The sequence below is a fragment of the Couchioplanes azureus genome (assembly GCF_014648355.1).
Taxonomy (GTDB): Bacteria; Actinomycetota; Actinomycetes; order Mycobacteriales; family Micromonosporaceae; genus Actinoplanes; species Actinoplanes azureus.
The window spans coordinates 402,375-419,520 of sequence record NZ_BMQY01000006.1 but is presented as its reverse complement, the minus strand read 5'-3'; the positions used below and the strand labels follow the sequence as shown (position 1 = coordinate 419,520).

Sequence of the window (17,146 nt, the reverse complement as noted above, 5' to 3'; positions counted from 1 at the left end):
AAATCGGCTCAGCGTATCGAGATTCGTGAATCAAGGGTGTCCCTGAGCCGGCCGGTGGGGCTCAGGCAGGCGTACGCGCGCAGGCGGCCGGGGTCGGTGGTGTCCCGGTGCACCCGGAGCATCGCCGCGGTCCGCAGGTCTGCGTCCGCCAGATCCGGTACGTGGTCGATGGCGAGCGTCGAACCCGGCCGGAGCAGGCCCTGCAGGAGCGCCTCGGCCAGGGTGTGGTTCAGGTGGATCAGATAGCCGGCGGTGGTCAGACCCGCCGTGGCCAGGAGCAGCCGGCAGGAGTGCGGTCCGGCTTGCGCGTGGGCGGGTATGCGGACGGTCACCCGGGCCGGCACCCGGAGCGGGCCCGCCGGGAAGGTCTTGAGCAGCCGGCGCAATCCGGTGAGCCGCGGGGACGGCGCGGGTCCGTACCAGGCCACCGACTCGTCCGCGGCGACGTGCCCCGGACGGAAACGCTCCCGCAGGTTCGCCGGGTTGCCCGCCAGGAAGGCGGTGCGGGTCAGCGCGGCCAGCCAGCCCGCGCGCTCCTCCTCGCCCAGGCTCGCCGCGAAGCGCAACGCCGAGTCCGCGAACGTCGCGACGTCGAAGCGGCGCAGCACGGCGACGGCGAGGTGGCCGGTTCCGGGCCCGGGTGTGGCGGCGTGGGCGCCGGCCCGGGTCAGCCGCTCGTGCACGACGGCGGCGAGGTGCTCCTGGGTCGCCATCAGCAGAAGACCGCCCGCGCCAGCTCCCGCACCGGCGGGTTGCCGCGCCCCAGCAGGGCCGAGGTGAGCCGGTACGGGTCGACGTAGTCGAGGTTGCCCATGCTGCGCCGCAGGATCCGGTCCATGGCGACCGGGTCGGTGCGGGAACCGGCGGCCAGCAGCCGCCCGGCCCGGACGACCGACTGACGCAGAAGGTCCATCCGGAACGACTGCTGCACGCCGCGGCCCAGCACCGCGATGAAGTACAACCGCACGCCCAGCCGGACGGCGGCGGTGTCTCCGGCATCCCGTACGCCGCTCAGCAGATCGGCGACGGTGTACCCCTGCCAGCCCCCGTGGCGGCTCGAACGGACGACGCCGTCGATCGGCACGCGCTCCACCACCTCGCGGGACACCACGCCGCCGACGACTTCGAGCACTTTGGACAGCAGTACGTAGTCGGCGTCCAGCTCCCGGTCGTACAGCAGGACCATCCGGTCGTACGATCCGGCCAGCGGCAGCAGGTCCCGCAGCGCGCAGGCCAGGTAGTTCGGCTGCCCCTCGGCCGACACGATCCTGCGCAGCGGAAGCCCGAACCGGGTGGCGTCGAGATAGACGGGGCCGCCGTCGCCGCGCAGGTCGAGGCACAGCCCGTGCTCGGTGAGCACGCGCAGGACCCCGGCCAGCTCCAGGCCGGGCGGCTGGACGGCGGTCAGCCCGGGGTCGTGCAGCCCCAGGGCCGCATAACGGCCGGCCCAGATCCGCAGCATCCGGGCGCTCACCGGATGCACCCACCCGGTCGCCTCGGCCCTGTCCGCGTAACACCGCAGGACGTCGTAGGACGCCGGCGAGGCCCGACCCTGGTACCGGACGTAGTGCTCGCCGATGGCCTCCTCGGTGAGCGACTCGGGATCCACCTCCGGGCATTCGCTGTCCAGGTACGCCCAGAAGCCCAGGGTCTGCGCCGTGACGTTGTACGTCGTGAGGCTGTACCGATAGTCGACGTCGGCCACCAGGGCGGTCGCCCGGTACAACACGTCCACCCACAGCAGCCCCTTGACGTGACTGGGCGTCAACGGCTTGGTCGGCGTCACGGTGACCGGCGCGACGAGCACCCGGGGCCTCGCGTACGTCGTCATCGGCGTCCTCTCTCCCGTCCGGTCCACTCACGATCAACGATGAGTGCTCCGGGCGGTCCCGCGCATCCTCCCGTCGTCCTCCAACGACGCGGATATCCGACGCAGCGTCCACCGGGCGCCGGTGGTACCGTCCGCCTTCCCGCCGGCGCACGCCATTCACCGGCGGTTCACATCCAGCCGCTAGACCGGTCACATGACGACGATTGATCGGCGCAGCCTGCTGCGGGCCGGCCTGGCCGGCGGTGTCCTGAGCGTCCTGCCCGCCGCGCCCGCGTTCGCCGGAGGGGGCGCGGCCCGCCCGGTGCTCACGCACGGCGTCCAGGCCGGCGACGCCACCGCCGACTCGGCCCTCGTCTGGACCCGGGCGGACCGGCCGGGCCGGATGTGGGTCGAGGTGAGCCGCCGCCCGGACCTGCGCGGCGGCCGCCGCATCCGCGGCCCGGTGCTCACCCCGGACACCGACCTCACCGGCAAGGTGCGCCTGCGCGGCCTGCCGCCGGGCGAGCGCCTCTTCTATTCCGTACGGGTGGAGAGCCTGGAGCGTCCTGGCCTGCTCAGCGAGCCCGTGCCGGGGCAGCTCACCACCGCACCCACCGGGCGCCGGGACGTCTCGTTCGTCTGGACCGGCGACGTCGTCGGGCAGGGGTGGGGCATCGACCCCGCGTACGGCGGCCTGAAGATCTTCGAGTCCATGCGCGCGCGGCGGCCGGACTTCCTGCTGCACAGCGGCGACACCGTCTACGCCGACGGGCCGCTGCCGGCGCAGGTGACGCTTCCCGACGGCCGGATCTGGCGCAACCTCGTCACCGCGGAGAAGTCCAAGGTCGCCGAGACGCTCGCCGAGTTCCGCGGGCAGTACGCCTACAACCTGCTCGACCCCGCGTACCGGGCGTTCGCCGCGGAGGTGCCCCAGATCAACCAGTGGGACGACCACGAGGTGGTCAACAACTGGTACCCCGGCGAGATCCTCGAGGACGCGCGTTACACCGAGAAGCGGGTCGACGTGCTGGCCGCCCGGGCGCACCGGGCGTACCACGAATGGGTTCCGGTCCCGGGCGCGACCGGGCCCATCTACCGCAAGATCCCGTACGGGCCGCTGCTGGACGTCTTCGTGCTCGACATGCGCACCTGCAAGGACGTCAACGACGGCAACACGTACCCGGATCCGCACCGCGGCCTGCTCGGCGACGAGCAGCGGGACTGGCTGATCCGCGGCCTGCGGGCCTCGCGGGCGACCTGGAAGGTGATCGCCGCCGACCTGCCCCTGGGCCTCGTCGTGCCGGACGGCCCCACCGCGCAGGAGGGCGTCGCGCAGGGCGACCCGGGCGCGCCCAAGGGCCGGGAGCTGGAGTTTGCCCAGGTGCTACGGGAGGCGCACCGGGCCGGGGTGACCGGGATCGTCTTCCTCACCGCGGACGTGCACTACACCGCCGCCCACCACTACGACCCGGCGCGGGCGGCGGTGCAGGACTTCACGCCGTTCTGGGAGTTCGTGTCCGGCCCGGCCCACGCGGGCGGGTTCGGCCCGAACGCCCTGGACGGTACGTTCGGGCCGCAGGCCGTGTTCGTCCACGCCCCGCCCGTCGCGAACACCTCGCCGGCCGCGGGCTTCCAGCACTTCGGCGAGGTCCGCATCGACGGCCGCAGCGGTGAGCTCCGCGTCGACCTGCGCGACCGGGACGGGGTGTCGCTGTGGAGCACCACGCTGACGCCTGCCCCCTTGCTCAGCGCAGGGCGGCGGTGAACGCGGTGGCGAGCTCCTGCGACGAGCCGGGGTTCTGGCCGCTGTAGAGGTTGCGGTCGACCACCACGTGCGACGCCCACGGTTCGCCCGCGGAGAACTGGGCGCCGAGGCCGGTCAGCCGGTCCTCGAGCAGCCAGGACAGCTTGCCGGCCAGACCGGCGGCCGTCTCCTCGACGTTGCTGAAGCCGGTGAGCCGGTAGCCCGCGAACGGCCACCCACCGTCCGCCTCCGCGGTGGCGAGCAGCGCGGCCACGCCGTGGCACACCACCGCCAAGGGCTTGCCCGCGGCCATCGTGGCCCGGATGACGGCCGCGGACGCGGGGTCCCGGGCAAGGTCCTCCATCGGCCCGTGCCCGCCCGGGTAGAACACGGCCGCGTACCGGGCCGGATCCACGTCCTCGAGCCGCACCGGGTCCTCGAGCGCGCCGACCGCGGCCAGCTGCGCGCCCACGTCCTCCGCGTCGAGGCTGGCCCGGTCCACCGGCGGCGCCACGCCGCCCGGGGTCGCCACGACGACCTCGTGGCCGGCGGCGGTCACCGCGCGGTAGGGCGCGAGGAACTCCTCGGCCCAGAAACCGGTGGGGTGGGTGGTGCCGTCCGCCAGGGTCAGCCGGTCGGCGCCGGTCATCACGAACAGGACCTGGGACATCGGAGTACGTCCTTTCTCGGTGGGTTTCTCCTGCGACGTTAGGGCCGCCGTACCCCGAGGAACCAATAGGATTCCTGCGGTGGCCGATCAGAAAAGCGATGACTCCCGCACCGCGGCGCGGCCGCTGGACCTCATGCAGCTGCGGACGTTCCTGGCCGTCCACCGCGCCGGCTCGCTGACCGCCGCCGCCCGCCTGCTCGGCCTGTCCCAGCCCACGGTGACCGCCCAGCTCAAGGCGCTCGAGCAGCGGCTCGGACGCCAGCTGTTCGAGCGCCTGCCGCACGGCGTCGCGCCCACGTCGGTGGCGCTGGAGCTGGCCGCGCAGGTCGCCGAACCCCTCGACCGCCTGGCGGCGGTGGCCGGGCCGAGCGACGTCGCCGCCGCCGCCGAGGAACCCGTGCACCTCGCCGGGCCCGCCGAGCTGCTCGCGGTCCGGGCCATGCCCGCGCTCGCGCCGCTGATCGGCCGCGGGGTCCGGCTGCGCGTCACCCACGGCCTCGCCGACGACCTGCTGGACGGGCTGCGGGCCGGGCGTTTCGACCTCGTACTCTCCGCGATCCGCCCACGCGGCCGGGCGGTCACCGCCGTGCCGCTCATGGACGAGGAGTTCGTCCTCGTCGCCGCCCCCGCGTGGGCCGGGCGGACCGGCGGGCCCCTCGACGACCTGCCCCTGATCAGCTACGCCGAAGACCTACCGATCCTGCGCCGCTACTGGCGCCACGTCTTCCACCGGCGCCTGACCACACCGGCCGCCGTCGTCGTCCCCGACCTGCGCGCCGTCCTGGCCGCGGTCGTCGCCGGAGCCGGGATCTCGGTGCTGCCGCGGTATCTGTGCGAGCGGGAGCTCGCGGAGGGCCGGCTGGTGGTGTTGCTGGAGCCGGACGACGCGCCGATCAACACCGGGTTCCTCGCTCAGCGGGCGGGTGCGCGGGTGCTGCCGCACGTCGACCTGGTCCGCGGGGAGCTGCTGAGGCAGGCGCGCCACTGGTAGACCTCAGCCGTTCGATCGTGCTCATGGCCGTGCTTCAGTGCATGACCTGGTAGGGGAAGTGCAACCGGACGCGGGTATGGCCTGACGTCGAGTCGATCTGGACCATGTCGGCGAGTTGGCGGGCCAGCCACAGTCCTCGGCCGCCCGGCGTCGCGTCGGCGGATCCGGGCCGGCGATAGCCCGCCGTGGCGGGGACGGGGTGCCCTCCGGGGTCGTCGCATTGGACGACGAGGGTGTCGTGGTGGTGCCAGGCACGGACGCGGACCGGTGCCGTGCCGTGGCGTAGCCCGTTGGCGGCCACTTCGACCACGGCGACGACGAGGTCGTCCGCGGGTTCCTCGGCGAATCGGTGGGCGGCGGCCCACGCGTTCATTACCGACCGTAGTCGGCGCAGTTGGGTGACGTCGGTCAGCTCGATGTCGTGGTCGGTATGCGCGGGTGCCGGCAGCAGCGGTGCCTGGGGCTGTTCGGTGAGGTACCGCTCCGGGGTCCGATAGCACGGTGAAGGTGCGAGGCCGGCCGGGGTGAGCAGGTGGGAGTGGGTGGCGCGCACACCGTCGAGGACCGCGGCGGAATGCCGATGCTCGCTCCACAGACAGGTGACGGCACTGTGGTACGGGGCGTAGGTGTCGTTGCACATCGCCTCGTATGCCAGATAGGCGGCAGCGCGGTCGGCGTGCAGCGCGGCGTCCATGCCGCCGGCTATGTCCGGTTCGGCGATCAGGTGTACCCGCCGGCCGGCGTCGCGTTGCTCGGCCAGGTAGCGGCGGAACCTCTCGTAGGCCAAGCCCAGCCGCTGGTAGAACGCCGTCGTGTCGGCCCAGCTCAGCACGCCGTTCAGGGTGCCGAGACACGGGGCCAGCACCGCCCGGGTCTGCTCGCCGACCACCATCAGGACTTCGTCGTACGAGCCGGCGGAGCGGTGTATCTCAGCCGGTAACGCGGCGAGCAGCTCCTCCTGCGAGCCGATGATCAGCGCGCTGTGCAGGAGTCGATGAGGGTGCTCTTCCGACGCCTGCATGATCATGGAGAAGGGGCCGGCCACGGTCGCGTGGCGGCCTCCCCGATGATCCTGATCGTCACTTGCCGCGGTCCCTCACCTGCTACGCACGGATCGGCGTCAGCTTCATACCCTGGCCGGACGGCTTCTACACCGCCGGTGCCGGCTTCCCGCGGCAAGGGCCGGGCAACTCGAGATGCCGCCCGCTGCCGTAGCTCGGACAGTCGCCGCTGCGCCGCCGCCAGGCGTTCCCGGCGTCGTGCCGAGCTGTCTCGTGCCTGCTGCGCCAGGTCAGCAGCCTGCCGGCTGACGGCTGCCGCCCGAGCGGCCTCGGCAGCGGCCAGCCGCGCTGCGCGCCGGCGCCGAGCGCCGCCGGCCGTCGTGTCGTCGGTACCCGTGACCACGACACTGGCATCCCACAGGGCCCGATCCGTCGACCGTTCGACGAGCGTTGTCAACTGAGCCGGGGTGCTTGCATCCACTGCGCCGCCAACCGCGACCATGACGACGTCGGCCGTGTCGGTGACCACGGCGAGCGTCAGAACCGCGGGGCGGTGCGGACGCGACATCTCGTGGGACGAGCGATTGTCGGTAGACATGAACCCGCCTTCGAAAAGCGAGGAATCACGTACCCGGCGCCTGGCGTGTCACCGCCGGGCCGGCTCATGTCCGAACCTTCGACCAGGATACCGGCTGCTCGAACGAGCCATCAATCCGTCGGATGCCGCACGCCACCCGCGTGCATCAACGGCCCGCCGGCGAGGAGAGGAGCTGTCACACTGGGTACGTGTCCGTGCGCTCGTGGACCGGTCAGCCTGTCAGGAGGCAGCCACCATGACACCGACCTCTCCGGTGCCTCCGGGCGCCGCCGGGATCACCACGGCGGCGGTCACCGGAGATCGCGTCCGGCTCACCGCCGTCGGCGAGTTCGACCGCGACAACCAGCACCTGATCACCACCGCCGTGCGTCACGCCTTGGACCACGGTGCATCGCACATCACCCTGGACGCCTACCGGGTGACGTTCCTCGACGCCGCTACCGTCGCGACACTCCAGCGCTGCCAGCAGGCCGCGGCGGAACAGCACGCCACCCTGCATGTCTCCGGAATCCGAGGCCTGCCCGCGACGGTCCTGTCCCTCACCGACGCCTTTCCCCGTCTCTGCCCGGACGCCGCGCCGCCACAGCGGCATGCTCGCGTGTCCCCGCATCCGGCGAAACACCGCCGAGCGGAAACGCTACCGGTCATCCAGGTGGAGACTGCCGAACGGGTACGACGCTGCCGTGAGCTCGTCGAACGTTCGCGTAAGCTGCTCGGCCACATCGACTGACATCCTGCTCGGCCGCGCGCCGAGCCCGAGGCGTGGCATGCAGACGATCTCCGCCGCGCTCGGGCGAGCGGGCCGAGCCGTCGTCCCAGATCAGTGTGCGGTCGGTGCGGTCGCGGTTTCAGGCGGTGAAGCGAAGGTCGGCCCAGACGCGTTTGCCGATCTCGGTGTGATGGCGGTGGACGCCCCAGCGGTCGGCTATGGCTTGGATCAGGTGCATGCCGCGTCCGTTGGGCTGGTCGGCGCGGCGGACCCGGACGGCGGGACCGCGGGGATCGTTGTCGGCGGCCACGAGGCGTAGGTGGTCACCGGTATTGGACAGTTGCGCCTCGCGCAGCCCTCCGCCGTGCCGGACGGCGTTGCTGAACAGCTCGGTGCACACCAGATCCACGTCGTCGTAGAGGTCTCGCCGAGGTGGGCTGGTGAGGATCTCCGGCAGGGTGCGCCTGGCCCAGTTGCGCCCTTCGGCGCTGGTGGCGGGGTCGTGCGGGCGTGGTGGTCGCCAGGTGGCGGTGCGCCGAGGGTCGACATCAGGCGCTGGGGGCCCGGCGGTCACGGTCGCGATGCGGGACGCGTCGAGCGCTTCGGCGGCCGACCGGGCGAGCCGTTCGGCCGAGCGTACGTCGCGCTCGCTGAAGGCCTCTCGGCCGTCGAGCTCGCGGAGCAGGGTCAAGGCGCCCAGCAGCGCGCCGGTCGAGGTGTACAGCGGCACCACGATGGAGCTGCCGATACCCAGTTGCTGGAGTTGGGCCCGCTGTTGTTCGGTTGCCGCCGTGGCCCGCAGCATGGCCGGTCCCACGTGCGGCAGGTAGCGCGTGATCCCGGTGGCGGTCACCCGTCCGGCGCCGTAGGGGTCGCCCGTGCGGACCGGTACCTCGGCGGCCCACTGCCGGACCACCGGTTCACGTTCGGCGTCGCGGTGGCGCAGTGTGACCATTTCCAGCAGTTCGCCGTCGACCGGCTGGGTCAGGCCCAACTCGGCCAACGAGACAGCGGCTCCCGCGCGCAAGGCTGCGACGACGGAGGTCCGTACGTGTACGGCGCACCAGTCCGCCCACGCGGGCACCAACTCGTCGCCCAGAAGATCAGCGGTGGCGAACCAGTCGGACACAGCCCACAGCCGTTGCTCGACGGGCCAGCTTTCCGGCATCTCCGGGGGCACCGGATCCGCTGTGTCAAAGGAGCTCATGCCCTGCCTTCACGGCCAGGCGGCCGGGACTTGTAGACAGGCTCCGGTCGCAGATCGGCCTCCATGCTGACAGGTGGCACCCGGCAACGGCCAGCCAGAGCAGCACGGGGGACAGTGCTCGACCTGCGTCCCGGCCGCCTGGCAGCGGTGGGTTCAGCTGTCCGGGGGCGTGTTCCACCGGGCGAGTTCGGCGTCGATGTCGCGCTGATCCAGATGCGCCTCGCGCCGGTCGGCGGCCCGGTCGCGCCGGTCCGCTGCCTGGTCGCGTTCGCAGGCTGCATGGTCGCGCCGGTCGGCGGCGAGGTCGCGTTCGCGGGCTACCTCGTCGCGCCGGTCCGCGGCCTGGTCGCGTTCGCGGGCTGCCTGGTCACGTTCCCGGGCTGTCCGGTCGCGCCGGTCGGCGGCTCGATCACGGTCGTCGGCGGCCTGATCGCGCATGGCGGCGATCGACTCGCGCTGTTCCGCGTCGATGTCGCGCTGGTCGGCGTCGCGCTGCCGGGCGTCGCACGCCGCTTCCCACTCGGCCGCGCGTCTCTCCCGCCGCTCCAGTTCGGCGCAACGGACCTCATCCTCCGTCACGCCGTGATCCTAGGCGCTTTGCCGCCGAGACGGAACCTGGAGGTCACCTGTCCGGCGAGGCCGCTCCACCGTCACTGCCTCGCCGAACCGGCAACGTACGACGGAATTCCACTTTCGGGGTTGTCGAGCCGGCTGTAGATCTCCCACGCCGGCCGGCGTACCGGCTGGTGAGAAAGCCACCGGGATGGCACCACCGCGTGTGGCCTCCCGGCGTAGGCGCGGCTAGCCTGGAATCTGCCGTTTTCTGCGGCGTTTGCTGCTCAAGCAGTCGGGTGGCACACCATTGTTTCGTTGTCCCGTCTGGAGTGGCTATGCCCCGGAAATTCGGCCTGCCGTATCTGCTGAGACATGCCCCGGCTGGTGCTGACGGCTGCTTCTCGGTCACCGCCGACGTGAACGCCGGAGTGATCGAGGCAGCGGTTCGTGGTCGCTGGAGCCCGTCGCTGCGCAGCACCGCCTGGACCGCGGTGAGCGAGTTGTTCTCCGAGCATCCCCGGGCGGTGATCGCCGACTTGCATGATCTGGGTGACCCTCTGGCCGCCAGTGCTCCGGCCTGGTGGACCATGGGCATGACCGGGGCGCGGATGCGACCGCCGGTGCCGTTCGTGGTGTGCCTTCCCCCGGCGACGGCACTGGCGGCCCGGCTGAAGAGGCTGGGGGCCAGGCGCCAGCTACCGATGTTCGCGACCATGCCGGAGGCGCGTGTCGCGGTGGCGGGTCGGCTGCCGCTGACCGAGCGTGTGCAGCGATGCCTCGCGCCGCAGCCGGACGCGCGGCGCCGGGCCCGGGCCATGGTCACGGACGCCTGCCAGGCGTGGCGCCTACCGGAGTTGCTGCACCGGTGCCGTCTGGTCGTCTCGGAACTGGTCGGCAACGCCGTCGAGCACGCGGCTACCGACATCGTGGTCACCGTCTCCCGGCGGGGTGCCGGGATCCACCTGGCTGTCAGCGACGAAGAGCCGCGGCTGCCGGAGATGATCAACCTGGGACCGCCGCATCCGTCAATAGTGGACGCGCGCGGCCAGGGACTACGCGTGGTTCATGCCGCCGCAACGGTCTGGGGCACGATTCCCACCCCAGCCGGCAAGGTGGTCTGGGCACTGGTGCGTCCGGGCCGGTGGCAAAGCCAGGGCAAAACGTACCGACTCGAATCGCCTGAGTTCTTTCCGGCGAACGGGTCCCGGCCGGGATATGGTAGGGGCGTCTGTGGTTCGGCGCCTTCGATGGGCGCTGTTGAGACCGGCGTCAAGGTGTGGCGCGGATCCCGGATTCCGGATCAGGAGTTCCTGCAGCGGTCCGGCACCACTGTTCCGTCGCAGGACTGGTGGTCCGCCTGATGAGGGAACGTTTGGCATGACGCACGCCGAACCGATGGATCCGAACGAGGCGTTCGCCGAGCTCGGCCACATCCGACTGGCCGAGCTCGACATCGACGCGCTGCTGGACAAGATCGCACAGCTGACCAAGCGCACCGTTCCCGGTGCCTGCGAGGTCAGCGTCACCCTGGTCCGGGGCGCCGACGCCCACAGCGCGGCGTTCACCGGCGAGCTCGCCCGAGACCTCGACGAGTTCCAATATCAACATGGCCAGGGCCCCTGCCTGGAGGCCTCCGTCACCACTGCCAGCCTGTCCGTGCCTGACACCGGCAGCGAAGACCGGTGGCCGGACTGGGCCCGGACGGCCAAGGAGGCCGGCGCATACAGCTCCCTGTCGATCGGCCTGCCGGTGCAGGAGAAGGTCACCGGCGCCCTGAACGTCTATGCCACCAAGGCTCACGCCTTCGACGACGACGCGGTCGCCCTCGCTCAAACGTTCGCCGGCTTCGCCGCGGTCGCCCTGGCCAACGCCCACCTGTACGACACGCAAGCCACTCTGGCCGGACATATGCAGAAGGCAATGGAGAGTCGGGCCGTCATCGAACAGGCCAAGGGCATCATCATGGGCCAGCGCCGCTGCACCGCGGCCGAGGCCTTCGCCATCCTCGACAAACTGTCCCAGGACGCCAACCGCAAACTCCGCGACGTCGCCACCGCCCTCGTCGACAAGGCGGCCGAACCGCCCCTGTGACAGCCGCCGCCCCACGGGCCGGCCGGCGCGGCCGCGAAGGGTCCACGATCGGCCGTCATCCGCCGTCCGCCGGTCCGGACGTCTCGGTGGCGCGGTCGACCAGGGCTTGGGCGACGTCGCGCAGTTTGCGGTCGGTGTCCTGCGACAACCCGGTCAGGATCTTGAAGGCGTCTTCGCTGCTGCAGTGCCGGTCGCGCATGACGATGCCTTTGGCCTGCTCGACGACTGCGCGGCTGGCCATCGCGGCCTGTATCTGCTTCGCCAGATGGAACCGGGCCTCGTGCAGATGCGCGTTGGCGAGGACGACGGCGGCGTATCCGGCGAAGGTCTGTCCGAGCGTTACCGCGTCGTCGTCGAACGCGTGGGGTGTGATGGCGTAGACATTCAGTGCCCCGGCGGCGGATTCGGGGACGGGCAGTCCGATCGACAGGGAACTGTGGAAACCGGCGTCGCGGGCTCGAGCGGCGAAGTCCGGCCACCGGCGCTCGATGCTCATGTCCGGCAGGGACAGGGTCTCTCCGGATGCCAGGGCCTGAAAGCAGGGGCCGTGGCCCTGCTCGTACTGCCTTTGGTCGAGGGCTAGCGCGACGTCGCCGGTGAACGCGGCGGTATGAGATCCCCTTCCTCGGTGCAGAGTGATCGACACCTCTGCCGCGCCGGGGATGGTTCGCTTGGCCAGGTGCGCGATGCGATCGAGCATGCCGTCAAGGTCCGTTTCGGCGAGCCGGATCCGACCGGTTTCAGCGAACGCCTCGATCAGGTCCATGGGTCGCTCCGCGTCTGTCATGACCGGTCGTCCCTCGAGAGGCACCTCCGGCACCGCGCCCGGTGCACCACGATGCATGGATGACGGCAGGAACCGCCTTCAGCGTAGCTGGCCCGGAGCCTCGCGACGGGCGCCGTTCGGGCGGCTTGCCTGATCACCGTCGAATGCCCGCCACCAGGGCCGCGGCGACATCCCGGACCTTGCGATTGGTCCGCTGCGACACCGCGGTGAGAAAGGAGAATGCCTCGTCCGGAGTGCACCGCTGCTCGGCCATGATGATGCCTTTTGCCTGTTCGATGACGGCGCGGCTGTCCATCGCCGCCTGCAGGTGCCTGGCCAGGTCGGCAGTGCTGTGGTAGGCGTAGGCATTGGCCAGCGCGACCGCCGCGTACCCGGCGAAGGAACGGGCCAGAGTGACCGCCTCGTCGTCGAACGCGGCCGGCCGGCGGCCATAGATGTTCAGTGCCCCGGTGACATCGTCCAGCAGCGGAAGGCCGACGGAGAGCACACTGCCCGCTCCTGCGGCCGCAGCCCGCAAGGCCCATCCCGCCCAGCGGATGTCCGTCGCCGTATCGGGCACCGAGATCGTGGTGTTCTCCGCGGCCGCCTGCAGGCACGGTCCGCGGTGGTGTTCGTACTGCCGTTCGTCCAGCTCCTTGGCGAGGTCGCCGGTGCAGGCCGCCGTGTAGGGCCGGTGCTGGCGGACCAGCGTGATGGAGACGTCGGCGGCGCCGGGCAGCGCCCGCTGTGCCACGGTGGCGACCCGGTTCAAGACCTCGTCGAGGTTGGTCTCGCTCAGCTTGGTACGCCCAAGTTCGGCGAAGGCGACCAGCGGGTCGATGGGGTCGTGCGTCATGAATCTCAAGTGATCCTTGCAGCGGGCACGGCGCCATCGCGATGGGGCCGTGCGAGTCGGCGGAATACGACTTCTGGAAGCGAGCAAGGCTTCCGATCCGCGCCGCTGCTTGACGCTGTCCGGCCGGCCCGCTGGGCCGCCGGAATGACCATATTACCCATCTCGCGGGACATCACCCGCGGCGGCACCGGCGCGTTGCGGCCACGCCGCCATCGGCGGCTATCCCTCGCCCTCGATCACCATCGCTGTTCCTCCATGACGGCGGTCGCGGCGTCGGCCAGCGTGGTTCCGGCTTCGGCCGCGCGTATGCGCAGGATCAGGTAGGCGGCGTCCGGGGCACGGTGCGTGATCGCCATGATGACGCCGATGGCCTGCTGGATGCGCGCGCGTACGGCGAACGCGCCGGCCAGGCCGGCGACCAGTGCTTCGCCGCCGTGGTCCAGGCCGTGCGGATGAGCGCGCGGGCAGGGGTCGTGCGGGTCGTAGGTGGCCCACACGGCCGCGGTCAGCGGCGCCAGGTCCGTGGCGTCGCGGCCGTAGAGGTTCAGGGCGGCCATGGCGGTGCCGCGGCCGGCGAACAGCGGAATCGACAGCGACGCCCGGATGCCCAGCCGGTAGGCGGTGTCGCGGAAACCGGGCCACCGCATGGTCGCCGTGACGTCGGGCACGGCCACCGGGGATGCGGTGTCCAGGGCGGCGAGGCACGGACCGTCCTGCTCGTCGTATTGCGCCTGGTCGACGGCGCGCGCGATCTCGCTGTCGGTCGCCACGGTGGTGATGGCATCGTCCCGGTAGGCGGTGACCGAGCTGTACGCGATCGGTGTGATGAGGTCGGCGCTCAACTGCGCGATGGTCACGAGCTGACATTCGACCCAGGAGGCGTCGTCCGGTGTGCCGGCCAGGGCGATCAGGCACGCCGAGAGCGGGCTCTGCAGGTGCGGATACGGAACGGGTGATGGATCCTGCCGCGTCGTCACGGGAACTTCCTCTCCTGGCCGAAGGTCAAGGTCTCGTCCGGCGGGGAGCTCACCGGTAGCGGGGGTGCACCGCACTGGCGACGAGTGCTCCGGCGACGTCCGAGAGCTTGCGGCCGGAGTCCTGGGAGACATTCGCCAGGATGGTGAACGCTTCGTCGTCGGTGCAGCGGCGTTCGGCCATGATGATGCCCTTGGCCTGTTCGATGACGGCACGGCTGTCCATCGCGGCCTGGGTGTGGTCGGCCAGGCTCGCGGCGCTGTCGTACAGGTGCGCGTTGGCCATGGCGACAGCGGCGTACCCGGCGAAGGTCTCGGCCAGAATGACCGCGTCGTCGTCGAAGGCGTGCGGTTTGGTGGCGTACACGTTGAACGCACCGCTCACGGAGTCGTGCAGGGGCAGCCCGACGGACATCGAGCTGTGGACTCCCGCGTCGATGGCCCGGGCCGCCCAGTGCGGCCATCGACCGTCACCGGCCAGGTCAGGGACGCTCACCGTGATGTTGGCGGCCGCCGCGGCCAGGCACGGGCCGTGGCCCTGGTGGTACTGCCATTCGTCGACGGCCGTGGCTCGTTGCCCGGTGAATGCGGCGGTGTGCGCACCCTGGGCCCCGACCAGGGTGACCGATACGTCGTCCGCGCCGGGGATGGTCTGCTGGGCAAGGCCGGCCACCGTCGCCAGCGCCGTGCGGAGATCTGTCGCGGTGAATCTGATTCGCCCGAGTTCGGCGAATGCGTCTGTGGGCTTCATCGCCTGCGGATTCGTCATGGAAGCGTCCTCGTGACGCGCCGCCGCACCGGTCGCGCGGTGCGGGGCGGAGCTTTCGGGTCACTGCCGGCCCGCGCTGATGCGGGTCCGGGACCGCGCCGCTTCTTGACGCCGTCTCGCCGACGCGGGACGCCGGCCAGGCCCCGCAGCGTACCCCGCCAGATGGTGCCGAAACGTGGCCCCGCGCCGCCTCGGCGCCGGTTGCGCCGGCCGGCGCGGGCTGGTCGGCCGCGGCAAGGGAACGAGCCCGCCCCGGCCGGCGCAGGGTGGGCTCGCCGGGCGGCGGCCGGGTCAGGAAGCGTCTCGCCGCACGGCCTCGCGTACCAGGTCGCGGATCCGGTCGACGGCTGCCAGCGCCGGGCCGGCGATCAGGTTCGCCGTAGCCGACTCGACGCCCGGATGGGGGCGCGTCGGCGCGGCCGCTTCGGCGGCGCGTACCACCGACGCCAGCGCGCGGAGGCGGTCGGGTGGCACCTTGGCGCGCAGCTGCGGGAACTCGTACCGTTCCTCGTATCGGGCATGGGTGAGCACGGCGGTGCGCAACATCAGCAGCGACGCCTCGAACCCTTCGCTGTCGAGGTCGGCGTTCAGGAGGGCGGTAAGCATCTCCTTGGCCTGGCGTTCTTCCTGCAGACGGTCGTCGACGACGCCTCCGCCGTGGGGGTCGATGGTACGGCTGAGCGGATGAACGACCTCTTCCTCCGCGGTCTCGTGCACCGCGAGCATGCGGACCAGGTCGTCGAACGCCTCCTGCCGCCGGGCCCCGGATGCGCCGGTGACCAGGAGGAACTGTTCCTCGATCCGGGCGTGCTGGGTCAGTAGCAGGTCCACCACGTCGACGTCGGGACCTTGCGGGAGTGCGGTGTCGGCGCTCGCGGGCTCAGGCACGGCGGGAGCCCTCCTGCGTACGCAGCGACTCCACCGGGTGCGGACCCTCGGTCTCCATCCGGTACTCGTCGCCGAACATCTCCCGGTGTGCGTCGATCACCGCCTCGCTCGGTGGCTTCTCGCCGCCGTGAATCTGCTCCTGCATCTGCTCGAAGCGCTCGTGCGCCTCCCGGACGTAGCCGGTTCCCAGCTTGGTGAGATCGATCTGGGTGGCGAGCAGGTGGCGCAGGTACTCCTTGTTGGGCTCGAACTTCAGCGGCTCCGGCAATCCGGTGTCGCCGACGATCTGCTCGGGTTCGCGGCCGTCGTGGCGGCGCAGCAGGTCTGCCGCCTGTTGCAGGTGCGCCAGCTCCATCTGCAGGTGCAGCTCCCAGATCGCCTTGATCCGCGGGTCGCTCTCCTGCTCCATGAAGGACCAGTACAGCCAGCACTCGTTGTACTCGTGGGTGACCAGCCGCTCCCACCACGTCTCTCCCGGGTCGACCAGCGACTCGTAATGGGTGACGTGCTCCTGCTCGATGAGGCTGATCTCCTGGTAGAGCTGGCGCGCGATCGGCTCCATGTACTGCGGGCCGGTGTTCATGTAATAGATCATCACCTGCTGCTCGGCGGACAGGATCGTCAGCGCGTGCAGCTTCGACCGCGGATCGACGGCGTCCTTGGCATAGGGGTCGTTGACGTTGTCGAACGGGTGCCGGAACTCGGCCACGGTGGGACGCCCCGGCATCACCTCGGTCACCCCGTTGACGATCTTCTCGGCCTTGCGGCGCTCGACCATCTCGTACAGGTTGGCGTACCGGTAGAGATGGTCGAAGTCTTCCAGGACGCCGAACTCGTACGCCTGCTTGAGGTAGGGGTCCGGCTCGTGCCGGGCCACCCACGCGGTCAGGTCCACCGCGACCTGCTCGTAGCCGAGGGTGGTCTCCAGCACGCTCGCCTGGCCGGGCAGCAGCCAGTTGACGACACGCTGCTGCTGGTTCTCCACGAACCGGGTATACGCCAGCTGCCGTTTGACGTCGGCATCGCGGCAGACGCGCGCGAACTGGTGCGAGAACATGACGGACTCGACTTCGATGCCGTTCATCGTGATGATCCGGCAGCGGGTGTACGGATCGACCGCCTCCGGATCGATCGGTTCGACGTTCAGCTCACGCCAGTTTCGCAGCTGCTGCTCCAGGGGAATCCCTTTGTGGTCAAGCGGATTGAACATCGCCACTCCCTTGCGCCGATCGGGGTCGACCGGGCGTACCCGGGGCCTTTCGCCGCAAACGTCGGCGTCGATACCGAGAAGGAGATGCCATGGCCTCGGATGCCGTCACGGCGATCACGAACGACCATCGGTTGATGGAGCAGCTGTTCGCCCGGCTCAAAGCCGGTGACGGCGATCGACGCGAGCTCCTGGCCGAGGTGGAGGCGAGGTTGCGCGCGCACGCCCGCGCCGAGGAGGGCCACGGACAAGCAGACGCTCGAAAAGCTCTCCGCATGCAAGCCTGACCTCACGGCGGCTTCGGTGCCCC

General features: G+C 71.0%; 18 protein-coding genes. 7 read left to right on the top strand and 11 right to left on the bottom strand.

The window, feature by feature from the left end:
• Positions 1 to 8: 8 nt before the first annotated feature.
• Together IEY99_RS23495 and IEY99_RS23490 are read right to left on the bottom strand one after the other, a co-directional pair.
• The gene (locus tag IEY99_RS23495) at positions 9 to 713 is read right to left on the bottom strand and encodes a DUF6182 family protein (protein WP_189206185.1); all 705 of its coding nucleotides are present in this window, start codon (positions 711 to 713) and stop codon (positions 9 to 11) included.
• Entirely contained in the window at positions 713 to 1,831 is a 1,119-nt protein-coding gene (locus tag IEY99_RS23490; RefSeq protein WP_189206184.1) for a hypothetical protein, read from the bottom strand. Before IEY99_RS23490 ends, IEY99_RS23495 begins: the two co-directional genes overlap by 1 nt.
• A gap of 193 nt (positions 1,832 to 2,024) precedes the next feature.
• Here IEY99_RS23490 and IEY99_RS23485 point away from each other — a divergent pair, with 193 nt between their 5' ends.
• Complete coding sequence (locus IEY99_RS23485) at positions 2,025 to 3,575, top strand: alkaline phosphatase D family protein (RefSeq protein WP_189206183.1); 1,551 nt, start codon at positions 2,025 to 2,027, stop codon at positions 3,573 to 3,575.
• On the opposite strand, the gene IEY99_RS23480 is transcribed toward IEY99_RS23485, so the two are convergent.
• Positions 3,556 to 4,224, bottom strand: coding sequence for a type 1 glutamine amidotransferase domain-containing protein (locus tag IEY99_RS23480; protein WP_189206182.1), 669 nt, complete (start codon positions 4,222 to 4,224; stop codon positions 3,556 to 3,558). The two genes, IEY99_RS23485 and IEY99_RS23480, sit on opposite strands and share 20 nt — an antisense overlap.
• Before the next feature lie 79 nt (positions 4,225 to 4,303).
• Between IEY99_RS23480 and IEY99_RS23475 the strand changes: the two genes are divergently transcribed.
• On the top strand, positions 4,304 to 5,215 hold the full coding sequence (locus IEY99_RS23475; RefSeq protein WP_229799141.1) for a LysR family transcriptional regulator: 912 nt from the start codon (positions 4,304 to 4,306) through the stop codon (positions 5,213 to 5,215).
• 34 nt (positions 5,216 to 5,249) lie between these two features.
• Here the strand turns inward: IEY99_RS23475 and IEY99_RS23470 are convergent, their stop codons facing one another.
• Positions 5,250 to 6,260 (bottom strand): ATP-binding protein, encoded by a 1,011-nt coding sequence (locus tag IEY99_RS23470; RefSeq protein ID WP_189206181.1) that lies wholly within the window; start codon positions 6,258 to 6,260, stop codon positions 5,250 to 5,252.
• A 789-nt stretch (positions 6,261 to 7,049) separates the two neighbouring features.
• Here IEY99_RS23470 and IEY99_RS23465 point away from each other — a divergent pair.
• Complete coding sequence (locus IEY99_RS23465; RefSeq protein ID WP_189206180.1) at positions 7,050 to 7,544, top strand: STAS domain-containing protein; 495 nt, start codon at positions 7,050 to 7,052, stop codon at positions 7,542 to 7,544.
• A gap of 118 nt (positions 7,545 to 7,662) precedes the next feature.
• Here IEY99_RS23465 and IEY99_RS23460 read toward each other — a convergent pair whose 3' ends face one another.
• Complete coding sequence (locus IEY99_RS23460; protein WP_189206179.1) at positions 7,663 to 8,730, bottom strand: ATP-binding protein; 1,068 nt, start codon at positions 8,728 to 8,730, stop codon at positions 7,663 to 7,665.
• 114 nt (positions 8,731 to 8,844) lie between these two features.
• On the opposite strand from IEY99_RS23460, the gene IEY99_RS23455 reads away from it, so the two are divergent.
• The 3 genes from IEY99_RS23455 (at position 8,845) to IEY99_RS23445 (ending at position 11,376) form a co-directional block, all read left to right on the top strand.
• The gene (locus IEY99_RS23455) at positions 8,845 to 9,447 is read left to right on the top strand and encodes a hypothetical protein (protein ID WP_189206178.1); all 603 of its coding nucleotides are present in this window, start codon (positions 8,845 to 8,847) and stop codon (positions 9,445 to 9,447) included.
• A gap of 173 nt (positions 9,448 to 9,620) precedes the next feature.
• Positions 9,621 to 10,646, top strand: coding sequence for an ATP-binding protein (locus tag IEY99_RS23450; RefSeq protein WP_189206177.1), 1,026 nt, complete (start codon positions 9,621 to 9,623; stop codon positions 10,644 to 10,646).
• A gap of 16 nt (positions 10,647 to 10,662) precedes the next feature.
• Positions 10,663 to 11,376, top strand: coding sequence for a GAF and ANTAR domain-containing protein (locus IEY99_RS23445; RefSeq protein ID WP_189206176.1), 714 nt, complete (start codon positions 10,663 to 10,665; stop codon positions 11,374 to 11,376).
• 55 nt (positions 11,377 to 11,431) lie between these two features.
• Here IEY99_RS23445 and IEY99_RS23440 read toward each other — a convergent pair whose 3' ends face one another.
• From IEY99_RS23440 to IEY99_RS23415, 6 genes are all read right to left on the bottom strand, one after another.
• On the bottom strand, positions 11,432 to 12,142 hold the full coding sequence (locus IEY99_RS23440) for a GAF and ANTAR domain-containing protein (protein ID WP_189206175.1): 711 nt from the start codon (positions 12,140 to 12,142) through the stop codon (positions 11,432 to 11,434).
• A 154-nt stretch (positions 12,143 to 12,296) separates the two neighbouring features.
• Positions 12,297 to 12,998 (bottom strand): GAF and ANTAR domain-containing protein, encoded by a 702-nt coding sequence (locus IEY99_RS23435; protein WP_189206174.1) that lies wholly within the window; start codon positions 12,996 to 12,998, stop codon positions 12,297 to 12,299.
• A gap of 236 nt (positions 12,999 to 13,234) precedes the next feature.
• Entirely contained in the window at positions 13,235 to 13,975 is a 741-nt protein-coding gene (locus IEY99_RS23430) for a GAF and ANTAR domain-containing protein (protein ID WP_189206173.1), read from the bottom strand.
• 49 nt (positions 13,976 to 14,024) lie between these two features.
• Positions 14,025 to 14,741, bottom strand: a complete 717-nt coding sequence (locus IEY99_RS23425; RefSeq protein ID WP_229799139.1) for a GAF and ANTAR domain-containing protein — start codon at positions 14,739 to 14,741, stop codon at positions 14,025 to 14,027.
• A 291-nt stretch (positions 14,742 to 15,032) separates the two neighbouring features.
• A complete protein-coding gene (locus tag IEY99_RS23420; protein WP_189206172.1) occupies positions 15,033 to 15,629 on the bottom strand; it encodes a hemerythrin domain-containing protein in 597 nt (198 codons plus the stop codon).
• Complete coding sequence (locus IEY99_RS23415; RefSeq protein WP_189206171.1) at positions 15,622 to 16,839, bottom strand: hypothetical protein; 1,218 nt, start codon at positions 16,837 to 16,839, stop codon at positions 15,622 to 15,624. The genes IEY99_RS23420 and IEY99_RS23415 overlap by 8 nt, the downstream gene beginning before the upstream one ends.
• Before the next feature lie 89 nt (positions 16,840 to 16,928).
• Here IEY99_RS23415 and IEY99_RS23410 point away from each other — a divergent pair, with 89 nt between their 5' ends.
• Positions 16,929 to 17,123, top strand: coding sequence for a hypothetical protein (locus IEY99_RS23410; protein WP_189206170.1), 195 nt, complete (start codon positions 16,929 to 16,931; stop codon positions 17,121 to 17,123).
• The last annotated feature ends 23 nt before the right edge of the window (positions 17,124 to 17,146 follow it).